19 protein-coding genes and 1 pseudogene are annotated in these 24343 nt (G+C 72.1%); 5 read left to right on the plus strand and 15 right to left on the minus strand.

Going from position 1 to position 24343, the window contains the following annotated elements; all coding sequences use genetic code 11:
- Window positions 1–17: 17 nt before the first annotated feature.
- Both ACPPVO_RS23225 and ACPPVO_RS23230 read right to left on the minus strand, forming a co-directional pair.
- Window positions 18–2921, minus strand: a complete 2904-nt coding sequence (locus ACPPVO_RS23225; protein ID WP_426513275.1) for a glycosyl hydrolase family 95 catalytic domain-containing protein — start codon at window positions 2919–2921, stop codon at window positions 18–20.
- Window positions 2922–4459: 1538 nt separating this feature from the next.
- A pseudogene (locus ACPPVO_RS23230) lies at window positions 4460–4642 on the minus strand (IS6 family transposase); the annotation flags it as partial.
- A 20-nt stretch (window positions 4643–4662) separates the two neighbouring features.
- Between ACPPVO_RS23230 and ACPPVO_RS23235 the strand changes: the two are divergent.
- Complete coding sequence (locus ACPPVO_RS23235; protein WP_426513276.1) at window positions 4663–4938, plus strand: hypothetical protein; 276 nt, start codon at window positions 4663–4665, stop codon at window positions 4936–4938.
- Between the two features lie 69 nt (window positions 4939–5007).
- Here the strand turns inward: ACPPVO_RS23235 and ACPPVO_RS23240 are convergent, their stop codons facing one another.
- The 7 genes from ACPPVO_RS23240 to ACPPVO_RS23270 all read right to left on the minus strand — a co-directional run bounded on the left by ACPPVO_RS23240 (window position 5008) and on the right by ACPPVO_RS23270 (window position 12518).
- Window positions 5008–5895, minus strand: coding sequence for a slipin family protein (locus tag ACPPVO_RS23240; protein WP_426513277.1), 888 nt, complete (start codon window positions 5893–5895; stop codon window positions 5008–5010).
- 125 nt (window positions 5896–6020) lie between these two features.
- Window positions 6021–6602, minus strand: coding sequence for a cyclase family protein (locus ACPPVO_RS23245; RefSeq protein ID WP_426513278.1), 582 nt, complete (start codon window positions 6600–6602; stop codon window positions 6021–6023).
- Window positions 6603–6799: 197 nt separating this feature from the next.
- Window positions 6800–6940, minus strand: coding sequence for a CBS domain-containing protein (locus ACPPVO_RS23250; RefSeq protein WP_426514675.1), 141 nt, complete (start codon window positions 6938–6940; stop codon window positions 6800–6802).
- Window positions 6941–7451: 511 nt separating this feature from the next.
- On the minus strand, window positions 7452–9401 hold the full coding sequence (locus ACPPVO_RS23255; protein WP_426513279.1) for a glycoside hydrolase family 2 protein: 1950 nt from the start codon (window positions 9399–9401) through the stop codon (window positions 7452–7454).
- 11 nt (window positions 9402–9412) lie between these two features.
- Window positions 9413–10255, minus strand: coding sequence for a carbohydrate ABC transporter permease (locus ACPPVO_RS23260; protein ID WP_426513280.1), 843 nt, complete (start codon window positions 10253–10255; stop codon window positions 9413–9415).
- Window positions 10252–11178, minus strand: coding sequence for a carbohydrate ABC transporter permease (locus ACPPVO_RS23265; protein ID WP_426513281.1), 927 nt, complete (start codon window positions 11176–11178; stop codon window positions 10252–10254). The genes ACPPVO_RS23260 and ACPPVO_RS23265 overlap by 4 nt, the downstream gene beginning before the upstream one ends.
- The gene (locus ACPPVO_RS23270; RefSeq protein WP_426513282.1) at window positions 11175–12518 is read right to left on the minus strand and encodes an ABC transporter substrate-binding protein; all 1344 of its coding nucleotides are present in this window, start codon (window positions 12516–12518) and stop codon (window positions 11175–11177) included. Before ACPPVO_RS23270 ends, ACPPVO_RS23265 begins: the two co-directional genes overlap by 4 nt.
- Window positions 12519–12642: 124 nt before the next feature.
- Between ACPPVO_RS23270 and ACPPVO_RS23275 the strand changes: the two genes are divergently transcribed.
- Window positions 12643–13650 (plus strand): LacI family DNA-binding transcriptional regulator, encoded by a 1008-nt coding sequence (locus ACPPVO_RS23275; protein WP_426513283.1) that lies wholly within the window; start codon window positions 12643–12645, stop codon window positions 13648–13650.
- 59 nt (window positions 13651–13709) lie between these two features.
- Here ACPPVO_RS23275 and ACPPVO_RS23280 read toward each other — a convergent pair whose 3' ends face one another.
- On the minus strand, window positions 13710–14990 hold the full coding sequence (locus ACPPVO_RS23280; RefSeq protein ID WP_426513284.1) for an alpha/beta fold hydrolase: 1281 nt from the start codon (window positions 14988–14990) through the stop codon (window positions 13710–13712).
- Window positions 14991–15113: 123 nt separating this feature from the next.
- On the opposite strand from ACPPVO_RS23280, the gene ACPPVO_RS23285 reads away from it, so the two are divergent.
- Together ACPPVO_RS23285 and ACPPVO_RS23290 are read left to right on the plus strand one after the other, a co-directional pair.
- Window positions 15114–17312, plus strand: a complete 2199-nt coding sequence (locus tag ACPPVO_RS23285; RefSeq protein ID WP_426513285.1) for a sensor histidine kinase — start codon at window positions 15114–15116, stop codon at window positions 17310–17312.
- Window positions 17309–17968 carry a response regulator gene (locus ACPPVO_RS23290; protein WP_426513286.1) on the plus strand — a complete coding sequence of 220 codons (660 nt, stop codon included), beginning with the start codon at window positions 17309–17311 and terminating at the stop codon, window positions 17966–17968. The genes ACPPVO_RS23285 and ACPPVO_RS23290 overlap by 4 nt, the downstream gene beginning before the upstream one ends.
- A gap of 54 nt (window positions 17969–18022) precedes the next feature.
- Here ACPPVO_RS23290 and ACPPVO_RS23295 read toward each other — a convergent pair whose 3' ends face one another.
- The 5 genes from ACPPVO_RS23295 to ACPPVO_RS23315 form a co-directional block, all read right to left on the minus strand.
- Window positions 18023–18958, minus strand: a complete 936-nt coding sequence (locus tag ACPPVO_RS23295; protein ID WP_426513287.1) for an ABC transporter permease — start codon at window positions 18956–18958, stop codon at window positions 18023–18025.
- A complete protein-coding gene (locus ACPPVO_RS23300; RefSeq protein ID WP_426513288.1) occupies window positions 18955–19839 on the minus strand; it encodes an ABC transporter ATP-binding protein in 885 nt (294 codons plus the stop codon). Before ACPPVO_RS23300 ends, ACPPVO_RS23295 begins: the two co-directional genes overlap by 4 nt.
- A complete protein-coding gene (locus tag ACPPVO_RS23305) occupies window positions 19836–20300 on the minus strand; it encodes a GntR family transcriptional regulator (RefSeq protein WP_426513289.1) in 465 nt (154 codons plus the stop codon). Before ACPPVO_RS23305 ends, ACPPVO_RS23300 begins: the two co-directional genes overlap by 4 nt.
- Before the next feature lie 55 nt (window positions 20301–20355).
- Window positions 20356–21747 carry a TY-Chap domain-containing protein gene (locus tag ACPPVO_RS23310; protein WP_426513290.1) on the minus strand — a complete coding sequence of 464 codons (1392 nt, stop codon included), beginning with the start codon at window positions 21745–21747 and terminating at the stop codon, window positions 20356–20358.
- Window positions 21748–21809: 62 nt separating this feature from the next.
- Window positions 21810–22628, minus strand: a complete 819-nt coding sequence (locus ACPPVO_RS23315) for an MBL fold metallo-hydrolase (protein ID WP_426513291.1) — start codon at window positions 22626–22628, stop codon at window positions 21810–21812.
- 236 nt (window positions 22629–22864) lie between these two features.
- On the opposite strand from ACPPVO_RS23315, the gene ACPPVO_RS23320 reads away from it, so the two are divergent.
- The gene (locus ACPPVO_RS23320; protein WP_426513292.1) at window positions 22865–24235 is read left to right on the plus strand and encodes an Hsp70 family protein; all 1371 of its coding nucleotides are present in this window, start codon (window positions 22865–22867) and stop codon (window positions 24233–24235) included.
- Window positions 24236–24343: the final 108 nt, after the last annotated feature.

A 24343-nucleotide genomic window follows, 5' to 3' on the forward strand; every position in this document is an offset into this window, starting at 1 on the left:
AGCTGCGGGTGGGTGGCCTACAGGCCGATGAGTTGCCATTCCTGGTTGGCTCCGGTGTTGGCCGGCCATTGGATGACGCTTGCTCCGTCGGTGCTCGACGCGCCGGACACGTCGGCGCACCATCCGTTGTGGACGTTGACGAGCCGGTAGTAGCCGCTGGTGCTGGCGGGGACGAGCTTCCACCACTGGTTGTCGGTGTTGTTGTCGGTCCACTGGTCCAGCGCCGCGCCCTGGCTGGACCCGCCCGGGCTGTCCAGCACCTTGCCGCTGCTGACGCTGCGAAGGCGGTAGGAGCCGTCGGAGTTGGGCAGCAGTGTCCACTGCTGGTTGGTGGCGCCGCTCCACGTCCACTGGATGACGCGTGCGCCGTCGGCGGTCGACGCGCCGTTGACGTCGAGCACCTTGCCGCTGTTGCGGTTCACCAGCCGGTAGTTTCCGGTGGGCGTGGTCGCGGTGAGGCCGACGGTGATCTGGACCGTGGTCGCGGCGGGCAGCGTGACGACGCGCGCGTGGTTGCCGAGCGGGGACGCGGCGACGGTGGCGGTGGTGCTGATGGAGGCGATGCCGCGGCGGCAGATCAGGGTGATGTCCTGTGCGATCGCAGAGGTCACGGTGACGGTGGTGGTGTGGGCACCGGTGTCCCAGGTGAGGCTCTGGATCAGGATGCGGTTGCGGCCGCGGACTCCGGTGATCGTTCCCCGGGGAATTTGGTCGGGCAGCGCGGGCAGTAGTTCCAGGATGCCCGGCCGGGTGTACACCAGCGCCTCGGCGAGCACCGCGGGGATGGCGTTGGCGGCGTCGGCGTTGAAAATGCTCAGATTCGGGTTGTGGGACGTCATCAGGGACCGCCACACCATGTTCCGGCCGAGGATTTTCAGCAGGTTGCCGTACACGCCGGCGCCGTCCTTGAGCCGGGCCCGGGCCAGGGCGCGGTGCAGGCTGCCATGGGCCGAGAGGTTCTCGTCCCCGCGCAGGTCGAGCGCCCGGCGGGCGGTGCGGACCAGATCGGGTCGGTCCTCCGGGTTGATCTCGTGCAGCGGCCAGGCACCGTACAGGTGCTGTACGTGCCGGTGGTTGTAGTTGTCGGTCAGGCCACGCCAGGACCACTCGGCCAGCGCGCCGTCACCGTTGACGGCATAGTCGGGAAGCCTGGCCAGCAGCGCGGTCCAGCGTTGCACACCCTGTCCGCTGCCCTGCTCGAGGCCGAGCGTGTTGGCCGCGTCCACGGCGGCCGTCAACGCGTGCCGGCCGGCCATGATGTCGCCGGTGGCGTTGATCGCCAGGAGCTGGCCCGTGCTGGCCGGCCGGTTCTCCATGGAGAAGGACGGGACGAAGACCACCTTGCCGGCCGAATCGGTACGGGTGAGGAAGTCCTCGTAGAACAGGGCGAGCTCGATCAGGGCGGGGCCGAGCTGGTTGCGCAGGAACGTCGTGTCCCCGGTCGTCTGGTAGTACTCCAACAGCGGGTACAGCAGCCAGTCCGCGCCTCCCGTCCAGCAGTGCCCGGGGAAACCCGTGTCGAAATGCAGCATGTAGCCGTACTCGCCGTCGGTGCGGCTCGGGGCCAGGAAGCCGCGGGCGCCGTAGAGTCGGCGGGCGTTCTCCCGCCACTGGGCGAGCTGCCCGAGGATCAGGGTGCGGTACCCCTGCATGGCGTCACCGAGGTTGAGGATGTTCCCGCCGGCGACCTGCAGGTTGACGTTGGCGTCGGTGGTGAAGTCGTCGGCCCAGGACCCGTTCCAGGTACCGGTCCAGATCCCGGTCAGCCGCGGCGGCAGGATCCCACTGGCGCTGACGAACACGTACCGGCCCGAGTCGTACAGGCGCTCCAGCAGCGCGACGTCGATGGCGGAGGTGTTGGCGTTCTGCCGCGCGACCAGCTGGCTGGTGGACAGTTGCCGGTCGGCGGCGGAGACGCCCAGGTCGATGCCGGAGCGGTCGTACATCGCCTGATGCTGCGGGGCGTGCCGGCCCAGCAGCGTGGCGTAGTCGGCGGTCAGCGCGGCCAGTGCGGCCTGCAACGGCTGCCCGTTCCAGTCCCCGGCCGTCTCGTACCGGTCGAGCTTGGTCAGCAGCAGAATCCTGGCCGCCCGGGACACCACGAGGGCCGAACCGTTCACCGTGATCGACGCCTGGCTACCGCCGGCCACGACGCGGGTGACCCCTTCGAATCCGTACGCGCCGCCGGACGGGTAGGTGCCACGCACGTCCAGGTACCCGGAACCGCCGGCCACCGTCGCGGAGACCGTGTAGCCCACGTTGCCCGGTACGCCGTCCAACGCGGTGTTGACGCGCAGGGTCGCGTCCAGCGTCTGCCCGGCGGCCGGCAGCAGCTCATGCACGACGACCCGGTCGGCGCGCGAGGCGAAGGCGTGGCGCAGCCAGGTGCCCGACCCGTCGGTCCAGGTGTGGCTGACCTCGCCGGTGCGGAAGTCGGTGATCCGGGCGTAGTTGTCGACCGTCGTCATCGCCGGCGTGCTGATCTGCAGCTCATGGCCGGGGTGGTAGGTCTGCGTCCAGCGCAGCGCCCAGCCGTTGACGAAGGTGGCCGTGGCCCCGCCGTAGTCTCCGGACAGGGCCTGGTCCCGGGCGCGCGAAAGCTGCCCGGAGTTCACCGGCGGCAGCACGCCGCGGGAGCCGTTCGGCAACACGAACCGGTGATAGTTGAAGATCACCTTCTCCAGCGTCGGCGTACCGTAGAGCACCGCACCGTACTCGCCGTTGCCTGTCAGGAAACCATCGGTCCACGCAGTCGCCGCCGCCGTGTCGTAGACGCCCCGCTCGGGCAGCGTGACCTGCGCCGGGACGGCCGCGCCCGCCCGTGCGGGCACCAACCCGTCGGACAACGCGGCAGCGCCGGCCGACAGCGCCGCGGTCGCGAGCAGCCGCCTCCGCTTGATGGGACGTCCGGGAAGGCTCATGCGCCAAACCCGCTGTCAGTCACGAAATCCGACACAAGCGTGCCTCCACTCGACCTCGTCAACGATCGGCAGGGTCGGCCGCGATCAACACCGGTGTCCGATCAGGACGGACGTCGGTTCGTTGCCCGGCGCAACCTTCCGGAATGGCCCCGCATCACCGACGCGGCGGGCATCGGCGGGCTGTCGAATCGATTCGGCGGCATCCTAAGGGCAGCCGTTGATCAGTGTCAATGCGCGAGGGGGGCGTTCGCCGGCTTCGACTCCAGCAGTTCCGGACCCATCGACCGCCGCCGTCGCGCCGGCGATCCCGGCGACACCCAGCTTCCCGGCGCCGGCCCACTCGACGCCGCCCGGCCCCGGTGCTGCCAGTGCGCGTTTCTACGCTGCCCGGACCTGCCACCTTGACCAGGTTCAGCTGGTGCGCACGTATGCGTGATAGCGCTGAACAGCCGCAACTCACGGAGCGAAGGCGGCGTCGAAACTTTCACACCCGCGCCGGCGCATGTCCCTGGCCATGGCAAAGTCTCCGCTCGTGGCCAGTGAAAGTCCCCACCTCGCAGGGGATTAGCTGATCTTTGGGGTCCTTCGGGGCCGAGACTTGCGGCGCCAACCAGCACGTCTGCAAGCCCCGAAGAACCCCACTATTGAAGACTGCGAGGCAGGAGTTGGACATCATCAACGCCTACGAGAAGACCGGTAGCCTGCGGGCTGCGGCGGCCTTGTGTGGCACGACCCACAAGACGGTCAAGCGGGTGCTGGAGCGCCGAACGGCCCGGCAGCGGCCGGGTCGGCGGCGGACACCGGAGGCGGGTCTGGCCGACCCGTTCACTGATCTGATCTTCGCGAAGGTGAAAGACACGGACGGGCGGAATCACCGCGAAGCGGCTGCTGCCGGTGGTCCGCGCGGCCGGATACACGGGGTCGGCGCGCACGTTGCGGCGGGCGGTCGCGGTGCAGAAAGCCGCCTGGAAGCGGACCCGGCGGGTCTACCGGCCGTGGACGCCAGAGCCGGGTGGACATCTGCTCATCGACTACGGCACCGTCACCCAGGGCCCGAACCGCGGGTTGAAGCTGTTCACCGCGGTGCTGCCGTGGTCGCGGTGGCGGTTCGTGCGCTTCACCCGTGATGAGACGTTGGACTCGACCTTGCGGCTGCTCGCGGAGTGTTTTGAGGCTACGGGTGGGGTGCCAGCCGAGGTCCTCGCCGACCGGATGGGATGTCTGAAAGGTGGTCGCCAACGTGGTCGTGCCCACCGCGCAGTACGCGCGGTTCGCCGCGCACTACCGGGTTCCGGCCCGACTCCTGCGAAGCGAGGGACCGGAGTCCAAGGGCGCGGTCGAGGCCCTGGTCCGGATCGCGAAGTCGGATCTGGTGGTGCCCGCCGGAGACTGCGGCGGGGACCTGGCCGCCGCCAACGACGCCGCCCGGGCGTGGTGCGCGGAGGTCAACGCCCGTATCCACACCGAGATCCAGGCGGTCCCGGCGGCTCGACTGGCCGAGGAGGTGCGGGGGTGCTGCGGGCGTTGCCGGCGTCGGCCAGCAGTGGTGCGAATCGCTGCACCCACCGGTAGACGGTGACGTGGTCGACCTCGACGCCACGCTCGACCAGCAGCTCCTCCACGTCGCGGTACGAGAGGCTGTAGCGCAGGTACCACCGAACCGCGACGACGATCACCTCGGCCGGGAACCGGAAGCCGGCGAACGCTGACTTCGGCGGCAGCCACGGGCGTGAGCGGATCGATGACCTCACTGCTCAACTCTGCATGGATTTTGCCAACGCACAACGCAACAGCGCCGACGAAGCTCGCACCGACCGCGTTCCAGACCCAGATGGTGGCGTTGTTCGTCCTGTCCGTGCCGCTCGGCACGGCCGCCGCGGGCGCACTCGCATCCCGCTACGACCCGGCCCACGAGGTGCCGTACTTCCTGGTGCTCGGCGTCGCCGCAATCGCGCTCGGCGTCGTCATCGCAGCGCTAAGTCCGCTGATCCGCCGACTGATGCACGGCGTCCACTGACGAACTGGCGAACGCCGCCGCGGCGCCGCGGGACCGCCGGCGGCCGACCTCGTCGAGTCGAACCGTTCCCTACCGCTCTACGTACTTGCGCTGTGTGTGGCGTCGAAACTCGGGTTGCCCGTTTTCGCGGCCGCGCAGGCTGGCGCGCGGCGGGGACTCGGACAACTCAGTGGCATGCTCCGTCTCTGATGCCGGGACCGGGGATCGCGCCGACTCCGGCCTGTCCAGAAAGCGCAGCAGTTCGACTGGGAACGGCAGGACCAGCGTCGAGTTCTTCTCGGCCGCCACCTCGACCACCGTCTCCAACAGCCGCAGTTGCAGCGCGGTCGGTGTCCGCGCCATCGTGGCCGCGGCGTCGGCGAGCTTGTGCGACGCCTGCAGCTCACCGTCCGCGGTGATGATCCGCGCGCGCCGTTCGCGCTCCGCCTCGGCTTGCCGGGACATCGAACGTTTCATCGACTCCGGCAGCGAGACATCCTTGATTTCCACGCGGTCGATGTGGATGCCCCACTCAATCGCCGGGCTGTCGATCATGACCTCTAGGCCCTGGTTCAGTCGTTCGCGGTTGGTCAGGAGCTGGTCGAGGTCGCTCTTGCCGATGATCGAGCGCAACGACGTCTGTGCCACCTGGAGGACCGCGAACATGTAGTCCTGCACGTTGATGGCGGCCCGGACCGGGTCGAAGACCCGGAAGTACACCACCGCGTCGACTTTGACGGTCACGTTGTCCCGGGTGATGCCGTCCTGTGCCGGCACCGGCATGGTGACGATCTGCAGGTTGACCTTCTGCAGCCGGTCCACCCCGGGCACGATCAGGACCATGCCGGGCCCACGCGTCTCGTCCTGCAGACGGCCGAGCCGGAAGATCAGACCACGCTCGAACTGCCGGACGATCCGGACAGTGGCCGCAAACCCGGCGATCGCCAGGAGCAGCACCGTTATGAGTAATGGAACCATGGCATATCGCCACCATCCGTACGAATTGGAGTCCCACAGTCACAATAACGCGGCGTACGCGATGCGCTTCGATGCGCCGCAGCGTCGTGCAGCGCCTCGCTCCGCCCGGGTGGAAAACCCAAAACCTAGCCGTTGTAGACCGCGACGGCGCGCACAGGGAACGACGCCATCGCGCGTACCGGCGCGGGGAGGGCGGTCAGGCGGGCCCCGGTATCGGGTACTGATTCGAGGTTGGTTAGGTGTTCGATGATCGGGATGTCGGCGCCGAGCAGCCGCTGGTGGGCGGGCCGTTTCGGGTCGGTCGGGTCGTCGATGCTGAGCGAGTCGATGCCGACGAGCGCGGCGTTGGCGTCAACGAGTTTGTCGACGGCGTCAGCGGCCAGGTGCGGGCAGTCCAGGTCGAGGTAGCGGGATGTGGCCCAGTGATAGGCCCAGCCGGTGTGCACCAGGACAGCGCGTCCCCACAGCAGGTCGGGGTTGCCGAGGTCGGCTGCGGTCACTGAGGTTCGGCCGAAGGCACGCACGATCGTGATCGATACGTTGACCAGCCGTTCGAGTGGCAGGTGTGCGAGGTCGGCCCGGTCGGAGTGGTAGTGGTACGGCGCGTCGAGGTAGGTGCCGGTATTGCCGAGCAGGCCCAGCGACTCGATTTCAACCGAGCGGGTGAGTATTCCGGCGGCGATCTTGTGCGACAGGTCCACGATCACGATTCCGAGTTTACGCAGAGCAGGTTTACGCAGAGTAGCGACGTCACGGGCTCCGGCACGACAGCGGAATGTCGCGGGGACTCAGCTGCCGTGCTGCGTACGACCTGGAGGTTTCCGGCATTGCTGTCCGCGGCTACGTGGCCCGGAGGGTGGTGGCCAGGCCGGAGCGTGGCCCGGCCACCATCGAACCTCCGCGGTTACGACGTCGCGTAGACCCGCTCGACGAACTCGGCGAGCCGGTGATCGTCGAGGTTGCGGGCCAGGTCCGACTCACTGATGATGCCGACCAGGCGGCGGTTTTCGATCACTGGCAACCGCTTGACCTGGTGGTTCTCCATCACACGCAGCACCTCGCGGACGTGGCCGTGGCTTCGACGCAGGACAACCTCTCCTGGGCGAGATCACGCGCCGTCACCACGCGGGGGTCGCCGCCTTCCGCGATGCACCTCACGGCGATGTCGCGGCCGACCAGCACAGCGAACCGGAACCCTTGCAAGCCTTCATGGCCAGGGCCGTCGCCCGGCTCCTCACCCAGCGGTCGTGACGAACAAGTCTTGTAGCGCCGTCACCTGGCAGCTCGGACCGGTCCGGCACACCATCACGCCCGGCCGGCCCGGAACGCTCGCCGCCTCGCCGGGGCGAGGGCCGGCGACGGCGTCCTGGTCATCGGTACGACACCGTTCATCGGTGAAGGCTTCGACGCCCCGGCCCTGGACGCACTGCTCCTCGCCGCTCGGCTTTCGCCCGTGAACGGCTCGGCCGCTGGTCACCCGTAGACGGTCGGGCGAGATACGAGGCCACCCGGCACGCGCTCACGTGCCGGGCGGAACGCTCGATGTGGTGGAAGGTCTACGAGGCCAGGTCGACGAAGGCGCGCGCGAGCGTGGCGCCCGACGCGTCGGTCAGCCACAGGTCGAGGCGGTCGACCGCGGCCGAAGGGGTCACGGTCACCGCGACGGGCTCGGTCACCAGGAAAGGCTTGGCCTCGACGGAGGCACCGGAGGTACCGCCGCCGGATCGAAGCGACCAGTGCAGCGTCCCCGAAACCGCAACGGAGCCGTGGTGGGAGATGCGCACCGGCAGCGTCAACGCGGCGCCCGGAGCAACGGCGACGTCGCAGCCGGGTGACTGCGGGGTGACGTCGACGATGAGCGTCGTCTCCGCGTGCACGTCGGACGGCACCGTTCCCCCGAGATCCTTGGTGCGCCGGTCGTATGTGTAGACGCCCACCGTCTCGTGCTCGATGTCGTACAGCTCGGTGTAGATGTATCCGGCGGTGCGGGCATGCCGGCGCAGCTCCTGCGTCTGCCACCGCTGGTGCCAGCCGCGCTCCACGCTCGTCCAGCCGCCGCCGTATTCGCCGTTGAGGAACGGCTTGCCGGTGACGTCGAAGCCGGGCGCGGCGATCTCCTTGCGGACCGTGAGGTCGGGGCCGAGCTTGACCGGGAAGCCGTCGTCGGCGGTGTTCGTGAGCCGGTCGGTGACCCGGGCCCAGGACGCCGCGTCGTCGTCGTAGTAGTGCCAGTCCACCAGGTCGCTCTCCACGTGCGCCCAGCCCGAGTTGTCCATGACCGGGCGTGAGACGTCGAGCGAACGCAGCAGCCGGTAGGCGCGGCGCACCGCGTCCTGCTTGGCCGGGTCGCCGGGCACGTCCCAGTCCAGGCCCCACTCCTCGTTGTACGCGCCCCAGATGATGATGCTCGGGTGGTTCCCGTCGCGAGCGACCATCCCGCCGAGCACGTCCTCGAACGGGGCCACGGCCTCGGGCGTGAAGCGGCCGGTCGACGGCGGCTCGGCCCACACGAGGATGCCCAGCCGGTCCGCCCAGTGCAGCCAGCGCGGGTCTTCGAGCTTGAGGTGCTTGCGCACGAGGTTGAAGCCGGCCGCGCGGGCGAGCTCGAGGTCGCGGCGTAGCGCCTCGTCGGTCGGGGCGGCGTGCCCGCCCTCGGGCCAGAAGCCCTGGTCGAGCACGCCGCGCAGGAAGATCGGGCGGCCGTTGAGGCGCAGCCCGGCGTCGTGCCACTCGACGCGGCGCAGGCCCGTGTACCCGGTCACGGTGTCGACGCCGGCGGCCGACGTCAGCACAGCCGTCACCGCGTAGAGGTGCGGGTCCTCGGGGCTCCACAGCCGCGGGTCCGGGATCGGCAGCGTCGCCACCGGGCCCTCGACCGAGACACCGTCCACAGTGAACACCACGGTGCCCTCGCCGGCGATCGTGGCGACGGCCTCGATGGCGTCCAGGTTCACCGAAGGCCGAAGCTGCAAGCTTTCCACGAAGGCGGCGGGACGCGGTTCCAGCCACACGCTCTGCCAGATGCCGCTGGAAGGAGTGAACGCGCAGCCGTCGTAGTCGTCGCGGGGCAGGCTGCGCTGCTTGCCGTGCGGGATGAACCGCTTGTCGGCGGGCGCGTCGACGCGGACCACGACCTCGGCCGCGCCGTCGGAGTCCAGAAAAGCGGTGATGTCGGCCTCGAAGGGCAGATAGCCGCCCGTGTGCGTGGTCACCACCGTGCCGCCGATCGAGATGGTCGCGGTGTGGTGCACGGCGCCGAAGTGCAGGATCGTGCGCTGCCCCGCCCAGTCCGGCGGACGCTGGATCCGGCGGCGGTACCATGCGGTGCCCAGCCAGTGCGCCTCGATCCCGGATGCCGGGTGCTCCCAGGGGAACGGCACCATGATGGTCTCGGCGAACGTCTCGCCGTTGCGGGAGAAGTCCCACGCGCCGTTGAGCGGCAGCCAGGCGGCCGAGCGGTCGAAGTGCGGCCGCGGGTACTCCGGACGCGGAACGGACTCAAGCACGATGAAACCCCTTAACCTTTCACACTGCCGGCCATGACCCCGCGGATCAGGTGGCGCTGGAGGAGAACGAAGACGATGAGGACCGGCACCGCGGCCACGGTGCTGGCCGCGAGGAGCTGGCCCCAGGCGCTCGCCGCGTCGCCGAGCTGGCCGACGACGGCGGCCCGGGCGAGGCCGGACAGCATGACCTGCAGGGTCTGATGGCCGGTGTCGTTGACGGCGACGACGGGCCAGACGAAGTCGTTGTAGACGTTGATGAACGTGAGCACGCCGAGCGCGGCGAGCCCGGGCCGGATGACCGGCAGCACGACGCTGCGGAAGATGCGCAGTTCCCCGGCGCCGTCGACGCGGGCCGCGTCGAGCAGCTCGTCGGGGATCTCGGCGATGATCTGGCGCATCCAGAACACCCCGAACGCGTCCACGGCCCCGGGCAGGATCAGCGCCGGAAACGTGTTGACCCAGCCGAGCTCGCTCATCTCCAGCAGCAGCGGGATGAGCAGCACGAGGGTCGGCAGCATGAGCGTGGTGAGCACGGTGCCGAACAGCGCCCGCTTGAACGCGAAGTCGAATTTGGCGAACGCGTAGCCGGCCATCGGGCAGCACAGCAGGGTCAGCGCGCCCTTGACCAGCACCACGATCATCGTGTTGCGCAGGCCGGTGCCGATCGGGATGGTGTGCACCATCTCGCGGAAGTTCGTCCAGCTCAGCTGGTCGAAATCGAACGCGAAGGGGCGGGCGATGACGTCCCCGCCGGGCTTGAACGCCGACAGCACCATCCACATCAGCGGGAACAGCGAGACCGCGGCGACCAGCAGCAGGAAGCCGTAGCGGCCGATGCGGCCGAGCGTGATCATGTGCCCTCCCGGGGGCGCAGCAGCCGGACCGACGCCAGTGACAGCGCGAAGACCATCAGCACGAGCAGGAAGGAGTTCGCCGCGCCGAGGCCCAGATCGGAGTTGGTGATGTGGTTGTACAGGTACAGCCCGGCCGTCCGCGTCGAGTTGAACGGGGCGCCGCGGGTGAGCACGTAGGGCTCGGCGAAGAGCTGGAACACGGTCAGCGTGCCGATCACGACGACGAAGCTGACGGTGCGCATGGCCAGGGGCAGCGTGATGGACCAGAACTGCCGCCAGGCGCTCGCGCCGTCGAGCTTCGCCGCCTCGTACACCTGCGGCGGGATCGACTGCAGCCCGGCCATGAGCAGCACGACCGCGTAGCCGGTGGTCCGCCACAGCACGAGCAGTGCGACCGTCGGCCGCGCCCATGCCACCGTGGTCAGCCAGCCCACCGGCGGCAGCCCGACCGCTCCCAGCACGTGGTTCACCGCGCCGAAGTCGGTGTCGAACATGATGATCCACACCTGGGCCATGGCGACCAGCGGCGTGACGAACGGGGCGATGAGCGCCGCGCTGAACGCGCCCTTGAACCGGGAGTTCATGAGCACGACCGCGACGGCTAGCGCGACGATCACCTGGACCGGCACGACGAGCAGCCACACGATGCCCGAGTTGGCCAGCGAGCCCCAGAAGTCCGGGCTCGTGAGCAGGTACCTGTAGTTGCGCAGGCCGGTGAACTTGAGCGCCCCGGCGCCGTGCCAGTTGGTGAAGGACAGCTGCAGCGCAAAGCCCATCGGGTAGACGCCGAAGGCGGCGAAGATGACGAGGAACGGGGCGATGAACAGGTACGGCACCGCCGACCGGCGCCGCGACCCGCCGCCGGCCGACTGCGCCTTCGCCGACGAGGCCTGTGTCGCCTGCCGGTCGCGCTTGGTGGTCACTGCGCGTCGATCAGGTTCTTCTGGATCGCCGCGGCGGACTGCTTGAGCACGTCGTCGACGCTCATCTGGCCGGCGAGCAGCTTCTGCAGGTTGACCCCGAAGTAGTCCACGGCCTTGCCCCACCAGACCGGGATGCGGTACCCGCCGGGGATGGACCGGCCGGCCTCGGTGGCGACCTTCCACAGGTCCTGCCCGCCCATGGCCTCGATCGGCTGGAAGAGCGGCTTGGCCGGGTCGAGCGCGGGCAGGTACGACGGTACCGAGGTGTTCAGGCCGCCCGGGTAGGTGCTGTTGGCCCCGTACACCGTGGAGTACCCCTCGGACTTGAACGTCATGTGCTCGTACAGTGCCCAGGCCAGCTGCGGGTTCTTCGCCTTCGCGGGGATCACGAACGACGAGCCGCCCATCACGCCGGAGCGCGGGCCGCCGGCCGTCCACGCCGGCAGCGGCGTCGCCTTCCATTTGCCCCTGGAGGTCTTCAGCAGCGACTGGGGCGCGAAGGAGAACCACTGCGCCCACGGCACCAGCGACTGCGTGCCGTCCTCGAGCGTGGCCAGGTCGGTCGGCTGGGTGTACTTGGCCAGGGTGCCCACGCCCTCGCCGCGCACCCGGTCGAGCCAGGTCAGCACGGTGCGGTACGGCGCGGAGTCCAGCGTCAGCTTCCCGTCGGCGTCGGTCATCGCCCCGCCCTGCTGGCTGACGAACATGTCCACCCACAGCTGGGCCAGGAACTGGTCGTTCTCCAGGTGGATCGGCCGGGCGCCGGGATTCTTCTCCTTGATCTTGTGGGCGGCGGCGAGCAGCTGGTCGTAGGTCGTGATGCCGGCCGAGTCGACGCCGGCGCCCTGGAGCACGTCCTCGCGGTAGAACAGCAGGCCCGGGTCGAGGTCCCACGGCACGGCGACGACCTTGCCGTCGACGGTGGCCACGCCGAGCTTGACCGGGGCGATGTCCTTCTTGTACGGCGCGGTGAGGTCGGTGAGGTCGTGCAGGTGCGGGGCGATGCCGGTGACGAGCGCGTCGTCGTAGAAGGCGCCGTCGGGCACGTCGGCGCCGCTGATGAGGGTCGAGGGCAGCTTGGCGTTCACGTCGACCGCCTGGTGGTTCACCTTGACCTTGGGGTGCCTGGCGGTGAACGAGGCGATGGCGGCGTCGAAGACCTTGTACAGGTCGCCGGTGCGGTCCCAGATGGTGATCTCGCCGGCCAGTTCGGCACCGGAGCTGGAGGCGGTGAGGGGGTTGTCGTCGGTGGCGGCGCCGGGCGCGCAGGCGCCTAACGCGAGCGCGCCACCCGCGGCACCGACGCCGCGCAGGAAGGTCCGACGGGCAATGCGGGTCATGGTGAGGATCCTTCGCAGGATGGGGTGTCTGCTAACGTACGTTTTCAACGTTGCACCGTTGTGTTCCGAAACGTAGAGGTGCAACGTTGAACCTGTCAAGGGTCCACGCCTTCGAGGGAGTCCGTTGTCAGCCACACTGCGAGAGGTCGCCGCCCGGGCCGGGGTGTCGATCCGTACGGTCTCCAACGTCGTCACCGGCTCGCCCAAGGTCTCCACCGAGACCCGCCGCCGGGTGCAGGAGCTCCTCGACGAGATGGGCTACCAGCCCAACCACGTCGCCCGCACGCTGCGCAACGGCCGCTCCGGGCTCATCGCGCTGGTGCTGCCGGAGCTCGACGTGCCGTACTTCGCCGAGCTCACCCGCGCCGTCATCGAACGGGCGGCCCGCTCCGGGTACACCGTCGTCATCGACCAGACCGACGGCGACCCGCAGCGCGAGCGCGACCTGGTCACCCGCGGCAGCCGGGCCGCCCTGTTCGACGGGCTCATCTTCAGCCCGATCGGCCTGGGCGAGGCGGACCTGGCCGACCGGCCGTCCAAGACGCCGGTGGTGCTGCTCGGCGAGCGGGAAATCGGCCGCAGCCTCGACCACGTCGTCATCGACAACGTGGCCGCGGCCCGCCTGGCCACGCAGCACCTGGCCAGCATCGGCCGGCGGCGGATCGCGGCCATCGGCCACCAGCCGGACGAGATGCACCAGACGGCCCGGCTGCGCACCCGCGGCTACCTCGAGGCGCTCGCCGCCGCCGGGCTGGCCCCCGAGGAGCGGCTCATGCGCGGGGTGCAGTTCTTCCACCGCGCCGACGGGGCCGCGGCCATGGCCGGGCTGCTCGCGCTCGACGCGCCGCCGGACGCCGTGTTCTGCTACAACGATCTGCTCGCGCTGGGCGCGCTGCGGGAGATCCTGCGCCGTGGGCTGAGGGTACCGCAGGACATCGCGCTGGTCGGCTTCGACGACATCGAGGACGGGCGGTACGCCACCCCCAGCCTGACCACCATCGCCCCCGACAAGGCCCAGATCGCGCGCCTGGCCGTGGATCTCCTGCTGCGCCGGCTGGACGGCGACACCACCCCGCCCGTGGAGCTGTCCGCGGACTTCTCGCTCATCGTCCGGGAGAGCACGACCGGTTGATTGCGAACGCCGGGCAGGTCGCACGCTGGTTGCAACGTTGAATCCGGTGCGGTCCCAGGTCAGGAGGGTGGAGCGGCGGAGGTGTAGGCGGGCAGCGGCAGCGGCTCTTCGCGCAGGAACGCACGGAGCAGCGCGACGTATGCCTCCGGCTGCCCGCTCGAGATGTCGTGTCCGGTGTGCGGCAGGTACACCAGCGTCGACTGCTGCAGCGTGCGCCGGTACTCGTACGTCTCCGGCCACGGCACGAAGTCGCACTCTCCGCGCATGATGAGCGCCGGCACTCGTAGCTGCCGGAGCGCGGGCCGGGGGTCCGGGACATGCGCGAAGTCATCGACCGTGAGCTGGTTGACGTAGAAGCCCTGATGGTTGTCGTGCACCGACACGGGCGGCGCGCCCGGGCAGGCCGCACTGTCCTTGCCCAGCACCGCAATGGTGTGCAGGAGCGCGTCCGCCTCGTCGTCGCCGACCAACGCGTGCGCCGCGTTCGGGTTGATGCCCTGCAGGATCGACTGCACGAGGATCCGGGGCGAGCCGACCAGTTCGTCGCGGCGCGCACGCTGCTCGGTGGTCAGGCGCGCCCACGGGTCGCCGCCTCCGCCGTCGGGATACGCGCCCGGCCAGATCGGACCCGGTGAGGTGAAGACGGCCCGGGCGACGTGCTGCGGGTGCGCCACCAGGTACTGGGCGGTCAGCGAGCCGCCCCACGACTGTCCGATGAGGATGATCTGGTCGGCGCCGAGCGTCACGCGGATCGCGTCGAGGTCGGCGACCTGGCGGGCGACGGTGTAGCCGGTCACGTCCGGGAGCCGGGTGGAGCGACCGGCGCCGAGCTGGTCGTAGGCGTACACCTCGAAGCCGTCGGCCGCGAGCCTCGTGCCGGCCTCGGGCATGCCCTCGCCGGGCGTGCCGGGGCCGCCGTGCACGAAGACGACCGGCGCCGGCCGGGGCGTGCCGGCCGCGGCGGCGTGGACGTAGGCGATCCGCGATCCGGTGGGCAGCTCCCAGAACCGGACGGCGGGGGGCGGGGCCGCGGCGGCCGGGTGCGGGCCGGGCCGCAACACCGTCACGGCGGCGAGCCCGCCGGCCGCGACGGCCAGGCCGGCCGCGAGCACCGCCGCCGCACGCCGCCGGTGCCGCAGGCCGAGCAGCGCGAACCCCGGCCGGGCCAGCACGTAGGCCGTGGCCGTGAACACGAGGAGCCCGGCCGCGCAGAGCAGCGGGATCCACGCCGTGGCGGCGGCGGTCGCGAAGAACGCGGCGGCGCCGGTGGCCATCGCGGTGGGAAGGGCGATGGCCAGCAGCGCGGCGCCGGCGCCGCGACGAAGCAAGGTACGAACCATGGGAATCATCGTGATCGGCCGGGCGGGCGGTCTCGTCGTGCCCGCGGATGGTCGCACCCGGGTCGCAACCCCGTCTCGCGGCGGGGTCCGGCACCCCCCGCGAGGCTCCCGTAGGCTCGGCCCATGGGGGAGCCGGCGTCGTCATGGCGCGACGTCTGGGTGCCGGCGGTGGTGCTGGCGGCCCAGGTGCTGTGGTGGCCGCTGCCGGCCCTGTGGTCCGATGCGGGGATCGACCCCCGGCTGCTGCCCGGAGCGTGCGCGGTCGGCGTGGTCGCGGGAGGCGCGCTGCTGCATCGGCGGCGCTGGCCCGGGCCGGCGCTGGTGAGCGCCACCCTCGCCACGGCGTTCGGTGCGGACCTCGCCACGGTGGCGATCGCCGGTCCGGTCGCGGTGGTGCTGACGGCGTACTCGCTGGCGGTGCACCGTACCGCGGCGGTCTCGGCGATCGGCGCCACGACGGCGGCGCTCGGGCTCGCCGCGGCGACGGCCTTCCACGGCGCCTCGATTCGCGCGGCGGCCGGCGCGGCGCTGCTGTTCGGCGCCGTGGGCGCCACGGTGTGGGCGGTCGGGCGGCTGCGCCGGCGGGTCCACGCCGACCGGGACGCGGTCGCGGCGTTCCGGGCGGCATCGACCGGGCTGGCACCGTTCGCGGCCGCGCAGGAGCGTCGCCGTCTCGCGGCCGAGCTGCACGACGTGGCCGCGCACCGCCTGACCGCGATCGTCGTGTCCGCCGGTGCGGCACTGCGGCTGGGCGATCCGGCGCTGCGGGCGGCGGCGGTCGGGCACGCGGTGGACACCGGCCGGCAGGCGGTCGAGGACCTGGACCGGCTCGTGGCGATGGCGGAGCCCGACCACGAGGCCTTCGAGGATCTGGATGCGGTCGACGAGCTGGTCGCCGGTCACCCGTCGGTACGGTACGAGCGCACGGCGAACGCGTCGCCGCCGGCCGCCGCCGGCCTGGTGTACCGGATCGTTCGCGAGGCACTGACCAACGTCATGCGGTACGCCGAGGGTGCCGCCGTGACGGTACGGATCGGGGACGGCGACGGCTGGCTCGACGTCGAGGTGCTCGACGGCGGCGGCGCTCCCGCCGGCGGTGACCTGGGTGCCGGACGAGGCCTCGACGGGCTGCGCGCCCGCGTCGAGGCGGCTGGCGGAAGCCTCCGGGCCGGGCCCGACGGACGGGGCTGGCGGGTCCACGCGCGGCTGCCGGCACCACCCGCCGCCGCACCGGACCCGCCCGCGACGAACGTGGCCGGCGCGGCCATGCGGGACCGGGCACTGGTCGTTCTGGCGCTCGGCCTGTCGATGGGCGCCGTGCTGCTGCCGGACCGGGACGACCCGGACCTGCTGGCCGCGCCGGGGCCGGCGGTGCTGCTCGTCGCTCTGCTGACGCTGCACGCGTTGCCGCTGGCCTGGCGCCGGCTCGCGCCCGGCCCGGCGCTGGCCGCGGCGCTGGCGATCCTGCTCGCCTGGCTGGGCTGCACCGCCGCGCGCTGGACGCGGCTCGATCCGGCCGAGACGTTCCTGTGGTGCTGGTGGATAGAGATCGCTCTGGTGTACGCGGTGGCCGCCTACCGGCCCGCGAGCCGTTCCGGGTTCGCCGCACCGCTCGCGGTGGCCGCGGTCGGCGGGGCGGCGCTGGGTGCCGGGACGGGCATCACGGGCGACCGGTTCGCGGCCGGCGCGGTGCTGGCGGCCATGCTCGCAGTACCACTGGCCGCCACCTGGGTCGTGGGAAGGCTGGTGGCGGCCCGGCGGTCGCGGCGGGCCGCCACTGTGGCCGGCGAACGGCAGGCGCTGCGCCGCCGCGCGGAGGGTGCCGCGCGCGCCGAGCGGTCCCGTATCGCCGACGGTGTACGCCGCAGCGCGCGCGAGCATGCCGTGTCGGCGGTCGCCGCGGCCGAGGCGGGCCGGCTGGACGACGTCGCGGCGCAGGCCCGCGCCGGCCTGCACGCCTTGCGGGAACTGCTGCAGGGTCTGCCGCAGGAGCGGCCGGACCCGCCGCCGGCCGTGGCGGCCCTGGCCGATCTGGCGGCGCGGCGCCGGTCGTCGCTGCGCTACATCGGTGTGCCGCGCGCGTTGCCGGCGCCGGTGGACGTGGCCGCGCACCGCGTGGGCGAGGCGCTCATCACCGACGGCGCCACGGTGACGGTGTCCTACGCCGGCACGGGCATCGGGATGGAGATCCGCCGGCGCCCGCCGGCCGGCGCCGACGTGGTGCGGCCGTTGCGTCGCCTGGCCGACGCCGTCGGCGGTTCGGTGACGCTCGACGCCGACCGGACCACGATCCGTGTCTGGCTGCCGGAGGCGCTGCGATGATCCGGGTGACCGTCGCCGACGACCAGGCGGTGGTGCGCGCCGGCATCGCCGCGATCCTCGACGCCGAGCCGGACATCACGGTCGTCGGGCAGTGCGCCGACGGCGACTCGGCTGTCGCGCTCGCCGGCTCCGCGCGGCCCGACGTGGCCATCCTGGACATCCGCATGCCCGGCACCGACGGGCTCGCGGCCGCCGCCCTGATCGCCCGGCGGCATCCGCGGGTCGGCATCGTCATGCTCACGACGTTCGGGCTCGACGAGTACGTGTTCGCGGCGCTGCGCGCCGGTGCCGCCGGGTTCCTGCTCAAGGACGCCGAGCCGGAGCGGGTCATCGAGGCCGTGCGGGTCCTCGCCGCCGGCGAGGCGATGCTCGACCCCGGCGTCACCCGCCGGCTCATCGACCGCTTCGCCAGCGGCCCCGGCCCGGACGACGCCGAGCGCCTGCGCGGGCTGACCGCGCGCGAGACGCAGGTGCTGCAGCAGGTGGCGCGTGGGCTTTCCAACGCCGAGATCGCGACGGCACTGGGCATCAGCCCGTCGACGGTCAAGGACCACGTCGCGGTCATCCTCGGCAAGCTCGGGGTGCGCGACCGGGTCCAGGCGACGATCGCGGCGTACGAGGGCGGCCTGATCCGGCCCGGGATCAGGCCGGATTAGCCCGCCTTCGGCCTCGTCGGGCTTGCCTGTGCGGTGGGCGGTGGACGGAGCGCCTCACGTGGGCCGGCGGCGAAGCCACCAGAGTGTGGTCAGGATGAAGGCGGCCGCGAGGGCGGTCAGCCAGGTCGCGTCGATGGCCTGGAAGGACCAGAAGCGCGAGCCCGGTTCGTACAGCATCCAGGTCGTGTAGTCCGCCTGGTTCCACGTTCGGTCCCCGGCGTGCAGGGCGACGATCGCGTTCCAGTCGGCGTCGGACAGGCGGTGGCCCGAGGCGTCGACGACCCAGCTGTCCACGACCCAGGGCCGGCCGCCGTGCCCGAGGCCGCCGGTGGCGCTGCGGGCGAGCAGGGGCGGGGCGAAGTGCGGGCGCAGCACGTACCAGTCGGCGAAGAACACCGCGACCCACACGGCACCCGTGACGAACATGGCCACGACGGTGCGTCGCAGTACCGCGCCGGCGAGCATGCCGAAGGCGAAGCAGAACAGGGTCGCCGCGGCGAGGTAGATGCCATCGGCGTGGTACGGCCACGGCGCGAGCCGGTCCTTGATGACGGCGATCGGCGTGTACCACCAGTGGAAGAGGGCGCTGAAGGCGAGCGTGACGCCGAGCAGCGTGACGCCGAGCAGTGCGACCTTGCTCAGCAGCAGCCGGCGGGGCGTGACACCCTGGGTGAAGGCGAAGCGGAACGTTCCGGCCTCGTACTCCCGGGCGAGCAGCGGCGCGCCGACGAACATGCCGAGCAGCCCGGGCAGCAGGGCCAGGAACTGCGACCACAGGCCCCAGCGCTGCGCCTGTTCCGCGAAGGCGTTGAGTTGCGGCGCGGTGCATGTGGAGAGGCAGGCGTCGAGGCCCAGCTCGCGGTACGACTGCCGGATCCTGGCCCCGGTGAACAGCAGCATGGCGACGAGGGCGAGCAGCACGGCCGCGGTCGTGAGCAGCGCGGTGCGGTGCAGCCGCCACGTGGGCCACAGGGTGCGCGGGCGGCTCATCCGGTCACCAGTGCCTGCGGGCCGGACAGCGCGGACGCGCCGGAGCGCAGGTACGCCAGTACCAGTTCGTCCAGGGTGACCGGGCGCCGCTGCCAGCCGGTCGGGGGCTCCGGCCGCGGAGTGCGGGTGCGGATGAGCAGGTGCGCCTGGGCGGCCGCCTGTACCCGTGACACGACGGCGTGGGCGGCGGTGACCTCGCCGGTGCGCTCCGGCGGCCCGGTCAGTAGCTGGTGGTGCTCGAGGAGGTCGTCGACGTCCCCGGCCAGCTGGACCGCGCCATCGGCGAGAACCACGAGGTAGTCGCAGGCCCGTTCCAACTCGGCGAGGTTGTGTGAGGAGAACAGCACGGAGATCTCCTGTTCGGCGACGACGGACAGCAGCGCGGCCAGGAAGTCGTGGCGGGCCAGGGGGTCGAGCCGGGCCAGCGGCTCGTCGAGCAGCAGCAGCTCCGGGCGTTTGCCCAGTGCCAGGGCGAGCGCCACCTGGGCCTGCTGGCCGCCGGAGAGCCGGCCGAACCTGCGCTCCGGCGGCAGACCGAGCGCCTCGATTCGCCCCCACGCGGCCGTGGCGTCCCACCGGGAGTTGAGGTGTTCGCCCAGGCGCAGCAGCTCGCGCACGGTCAACGACGGGTACAGGGCGGCGTGCTGGTCGACGAACCCGACCCGGTCGCGGCGGGCACCAGGCTCCGCGCCGAGCACCTCGATGCGGCCCGCCGTCGGCCGGCGCAGCCCGATCGCGAGCTCCAGCAACGTGGTCTTGCCGGCGCCGTTGGGCCCGACCAGCGCCACGACGCGACCGGCGGGGACGGCGAGGGTGCACTCGCGCAGCGCGACGGTGCGCCCGTAGCGCTGGGTCAGCCCGAACGTCTCGACCGCGTTCACGCCGCACCTGTCCCTTCGCGCCCGGGCCCTGGGGACTCCGCGGCGGCCGCGGCGGTCGCGGAGTCCTCGTGCAGGACGCTCGCGACGAGGGCGCTGATGCCGCCGTGGTCGAGGCCCGCGGCCCGCGCGGAGCGCACCCAGGCGACGAGCCGGCGCCGCAGGGCCGCCTGCCCGGCCAGGCCGACCACGGGCAGCGCGCCGCGCACGAATGTGCCGACGCCCTGCTGGGCGGTGACGAGGCCGCGGGTGGTCAGTTCGCGGTATGCCTTCTGCACCGTGTTGGGGTTGATCGCGAGCGCCTCGACGACGTCCTTGATCCGGGGCAACCGGTCGCCGTCACGCAGCAGATCCAGCCGCATCGCCTGCTCAACCTGGTGGACGAGCTGCAGGTATGTGGGCACCCCGGAGCCCGGGTCGAGGACGAACTGGAGTCGCGAAACTCCGTCTTTATCTACTTCCATAGTAAAAGGATAAAACCAGGGGCAGGGGTAGTCAACGACCGACGCACGGCGAAGGTCAGCCGCGCTGCAGCGTGAGGCGGCTCGCGTCGAGGCGTTCGGCGGGGGTGCCGGACCAGGCGGCCGCCCGCAGCTGGTCCGGGGCGGTGATCTGCGCCTGGGACAGAGCCTGCCGGACGCGTTCGACGAGCGCGTCGGCGGCGCCGGCGCCCGGGCCGGTGGAGACCGGGGTGCCGTACTGGTCGGACCAGCCGAACTTGGCGGTCATCCGGCGCGGCGTGAACGCGCCCTCGGCGATCATGTCGCCACCCGGCCGGCGCAGCCACCAGCGGGCGCTGCTGGCGTACGGGTGCAGCAGCGGCAACGCGTGACTCCAGGAGCGGAAGAGCGACCGCAGCTCGTCCAGGGTCTCGTCGAGGGTGGCCGACGGCGAGTGGCGGTAGAACAACATCCCGTCCAGGGCCTTCGCCGACGGGTCCTCGACGTCCGGCTGGGTGGTCCACAGCTCGTCCGGACTCCACTCGTCGGGGGTCATCATCCACTTCTGGCGGTTGTGGATGAGGTTCTCCCGCGCCTCGGTCGGCTCGACCTCGAGCTGTAGCCGGTCGCCGCGCGGGCTGAGGTGCGCGGCCAGGGTCACGGTGGTACCGGTGCCGCGCCAGCGCGCGAACGGCCGGTCTCCCGTGTCGCCGACCAGCGGCGGGTGGCCGAGCGCGGCGACCGCGCCGGCGAGCGCGTGCCGGAAGTCCATGACGACGCCGGTGTTCGCGGCCGGCAGCGTCACGGTCAACGAGCTGATCTCGCCGTGGCCGTAGTGCCCCGCGTCCCGCGTGTGGCCGCTGACCGACTCACCGCCGGCGGCGGTGAACGTGTGCGCCCGATCCTGCGGCTGCCAGTCCTGGGCGGCGGCCAGCCGGTCCAGTGCCGCGGCGGACCAGTCGCCGAGACCGCCGGCGAGGATCTCGCACCACTGCTGCCAACGCGGTGCCGGCGGCGGCAGGACGGTGACCGGGTCGGGGGCGGGCCGCTCCTGGCCGTCTTCGGGCGCGACGGTGCGCAGCTGCGGCGCCCGCAACCCGTTGTTGTTGAAGGAGCTGTACCGCAGCGCGGCCGGGTTCGCGACGCCGTGCACCTCGCGCAGCGTCCGCACGATCAGGTTCGCGAGCCGCCGGGCGGTGGCCGGCTCCACCGGCGCCGGCACCTCCGGCTGGCCGACGGTCTCGTCTTCGTCGCGAGGCGCCCAGCCCAGCTCGGCCAGGCCCGCCGCGCCGGGGCTGGTGTGCACGTACACCACCGGCCCGCTCAGCACTGTGCCCCGTCTGAACCGGATGACCTGTACGAACGCGTCGCCGGCGTCCAGCGAGACCGCGTCCTCGTTCCGCAGCCGCTCCAGCGTGCCGGCGAGCTCGTCGGTCACATCGGGCCAGTCCGGACCATCCGCAGTGGACATACAGCGCCTCCCAGCATCGTGCCGACACATTACGGCACTGCTTCACTTGCGGCGCTTCACATTCAGGAGCGTCCTTCCCCGGGCAGTGCCGTGAATGCCGAGCCGAGGTGCGAGGTCGCCAGGGCGGCCGCGGGCCGGTCGGCCAGGTCGCGCAGCCGGGCCGTCCGCGACTCGCGGGCCGTGTCCGGGTCCACCTCCAGCGCGTACGGCACACCGGGCGCCACCAGCTGCACCGGATGGACCAGCAGGTCGCCGGTGACCAGCACGGCCTCGTCGCCGGCGGTGACCAGCACCGACTGGTGCCCGGGCGTGTGACCCGGGGTCGCCAGCGCCGCCACTCCGGGCGCCAGCGGCGTGTCGCCGTCGAGCAGCCGCAGCCGCCCGGCCGCGCGCAGCGGGTCGAGCAGCCGCTCGCGGAGTGCCGGGTTGATCGACATCACGGCGTCGTGCTCGGCGCGCTGCAGCAGGTACGCGGCGTTGGGAAAGTAGGCGGTTCCGGCCCCCACGACGGCCCACCCGATGTGGTCGGTGTGCAGGTGGGTGAGCACGACGGTGTCGACGTCGGCGGGCGCGATGCCGGCGGCGGCCAGCTCCTCGGGCAGCCGGCCGGGCACCGGTGCCCACGCGGCGGCCGGAGCGTCCGCCGGGCCGATGCCGGCGTCCACGAGCACCACCCGCCCGGCCACGCGCACCGCGAAGCAGCGAAACCGCAGCAGCCACTCCCCGCCCGGCCCGACGGTGGCCGGATCGAAGGCATCGGCGCGGTGCCACTGCTCGCGCGTGGCGGCGGGAAAGGCCTCTTCCCGCGGCTTGAAGAACGGCCCGGCCCCGTCCTCCAGGGCGACGACCTCGGCGGCCCCGACCGCACGGACAAGTGGCATGACGGCAGTCTACGGGCGGCCGGCCCGGCCTTGGCCTGCACCGCGTGGGCGGGGCGGTAGGGCGACCGGCCCGGCAGCGCGGCAGATTGCCGCGTGGTCGACGTACGGGTACAAAACGCACCGGTCCGGCTCGCCATCGACTTCGGGACCTCGCACACGGTCGCCGTGGTCCGCCGCGCAGGGCAGCAGCCGCGGGTGCTGCTGTTCGACGGTTCGCCGCTGCCGAGACCCTCGACGTGGCGGTCGGGCGCTCGCTGGTCGTGTTCGACTTCGGCAGCGGCACGCTCGATGTGGCGGCGGTCCGCCGCGAGCCCGCCGAGCTGCGCGTGCTCGGCACCGGCGGCCTGGACAACCTCGGCGGGCTCGACGTGGACGCGGCGCTCGTCGGCCACCTCGGCCAGGCGGTCGACGCCCGCGACCCCGCGCTCTGGGCGCGGCTGAGCAACCCGGCCGACCCGGCCGCGCTGCGCGACCGGCGCGCGTTCTGGGCGCGGCCACGGTCCGCGAAGGAGATGCTCTCGCGGACCGTGGCCGCGCCGGTACCGCTGCCCGGCGACGCCGGCGCCCTGCACCTGACCCGGGACGAACTGCAGCGCGTCGCCGGCCCGCTGGTCGACCGGGCGGTCGACGAGACCCGGCGGCTGCTGCGCGACGCCCGGATCGGCCCGGACGAGCTCGCCGGCATCTTCCTCGTCGGCGGCAGCAGCCGGATGCCACTGGTGGCGACCAAGCTGCACGAGCGGCTGGGCGTCGCACCCGCGGTGCCGGAGCAGCCGGAACTGCCGGTCTCGTTCGGCGCGCTGGCCGCCGCCGCCGACGGCCCGCCCCGACCGGCGCCGCCCGCCGCCGACGGCCCGCCCCGACCGGCGCCGCCCGCCGCCGACGGCCCGCCCCGACCGGCGCCGCCCGGCGGGGACGGCCCGCCCCGACCGGCGCCGCCCGGCGGGGACGGCTGGGCGCCCCGATCCGCGGACTGGCCGGGCGCGACGGCGAACGGCGGTGCGGTCGAGGCAGGCGCACGTCGTACCCCCGCGGGAAGATCCAACCGGGTACGCATCCTCGCCGGGGTTCTCGCCGCCGTGGCGTTGCTCGGCGGCGGGCTCATCTGGTGGTACGTCGCGCAGCGCCCGGCCGGCGGTGGCAACACCGGCGCGGCGCGTGACTCGCCCGGCGCCACGCAGGGCGGCCCGGGCACCAACCGCAGCGCGCCCGGGCCGAGCACGCCGACCGGTTCCGTCCCGTGCGGCCAGGGCAAGCTCTGCCCGACCACCCCGATCTGCTGGGGCGGGCCGGTCATCATCGCGGGCAACGCCACGGCCGAGCAGCGCGACTGCGGCGAGTCGCACTGCTCCGAAACCTACATCGCCGCGTACCTGCCCCCGGACGCCGTAGGCGTGTCGTACTCGAAACTGCAGCAGCGCCCCGACATCAAGGCGCTGTGCGACGTCTCGGTGCTGGTCTCGCGGCTGCGCACGCCGACCGGCAACGGTGGCTGGGTCTGGGAGGCGATGCCGGTCGCGGCCGGGGCCGACAAGGTGGTGCACTGCATGGGCGGGCGCAACCAGAAGAACCCGCTCACAGTGTCGCTGTTCCGCACCGGCCCGTGAACGACCCGCTGCCGTTTCGCATCTCGCTCGCGGGCACCCGGCCGTGAAAGTAGCGTGAAAACGAGCGCCCGGACACACCGGCCGTTAGATTGACGCATGTAGATCACG

Source organism: Dactylosporangium sp. McL0621, assembly GCF_049995355.1.
Taxonomy (GTDB): domain Bacteria; phylum Actinomycetota; class Actinomycetes; order Mycobacteriales; family Micromonosporaceae; genus Dactylosporangium.

What these genes read in the sequence shown, in the direction of transcription:
- ACPPVO_RS23225 (WP_426513275.1), bottom strand. Translation starts at nt 2,921, where the DNA reads ATGAGCCTTCCCGGACGTCCCATCAAGCGGAGGCGGCTGCTCGCGACC.
- ACPPVO_RS23235 (WP_426513276.1), top strand. Translation starts at nt 4,663, where the DNA reads ATGACCTCACTGCTCAACTCTGCATGGATTTTGCCAACGCACAACGCA.
- ACPPVO_RS23240 (WP_426513277.1), bottom strand. Translation starts at nt 5,895, where the DNA reads ATGGTTCCATTACTCATAACGGTGCTGCTCCTGGCGATCGCCGGGTTT.
- ACPPVO_RS23250 (WP_426514675.1), bottom strand. Translation starts at nt 6,940, where the DNA reads ATGGAGAACCACCAGGTCAAGCGGTTGCCAGTGATCGAAAACCGCCGC.
- ACPPVO_RS23260 (WP_426513280.1), bottom strand. Translation starts at nt 10,255, where the DNA reads ATGATCACGCTCGGCCGCATCGGCCGCTACGGCTTCCTGCTGCTGGTC.
- ACPPVO_RS23270 (WP_426513282.1), bottom strand. Translation starts at nt 12,518, where the DNA reads ATGACCCGCATTGCCCGTCGGACCTTCCTGCGCGGCGTCGGTGCCGCG.
- ACPPVO_RS23280 (WP_426513284.1), bottom strand. Translation starts at nt 14,990, where the DNA reads ATGGTTCGTACCTTGCTTCGTCGCGGCGCCGGCGCCGCGCTGCTGGCC.
- ACPPVO_RS23285 (WP_426513285.1), top strand. Translation starts at nt 15,114, where the DNA reads ATGGGGGAGCCGGCGTCGTCATGGCGCGACGTCTGGGTGCCGGCGGTG.
- ACPPVO_RS23290 (WP_426513286.1), top strand. Translation starts at nt 17,309, where the DNA reads ATGATCCGGGTGACCGTCGCCGACGACCAGGCGGTGGTGCGCGCCGGC.
- ACPPVO_RS23295 (WP_426513287.1), bottom strand. Translation starts at nt 18,958, where the DNA reads ATGAGCCGCCCGCGCACCCTGTGGCCCACGTGGCGGCTGCACCGCACC.
- ACPPVO_RS23305 (WP_426513289.1), bottom strand. Translation starts at nt 20,300, where the DNA reads ATGGAAGTAGATAAAGACGGAGTTTCGCGACTCCAGTTCGTCCTCGAC.
- ACPPVO_RS23310 (WP_426513290.1), bottom strand. Translation starts at nt 21,747, where the DNA reads ATGTCCACTGCGGATGGTCCGGACTGGCCCGATGTGACCGACGAGCTC.
- ACPPVO_RS23315 (WP_426513291.1), bottom strand. Translation starts at nt 22,628, where the DNA reads ATGCCACTTGTCCGTGCGGTCGGGGCCGCCGAGGTCGTCGCCCTGGAG.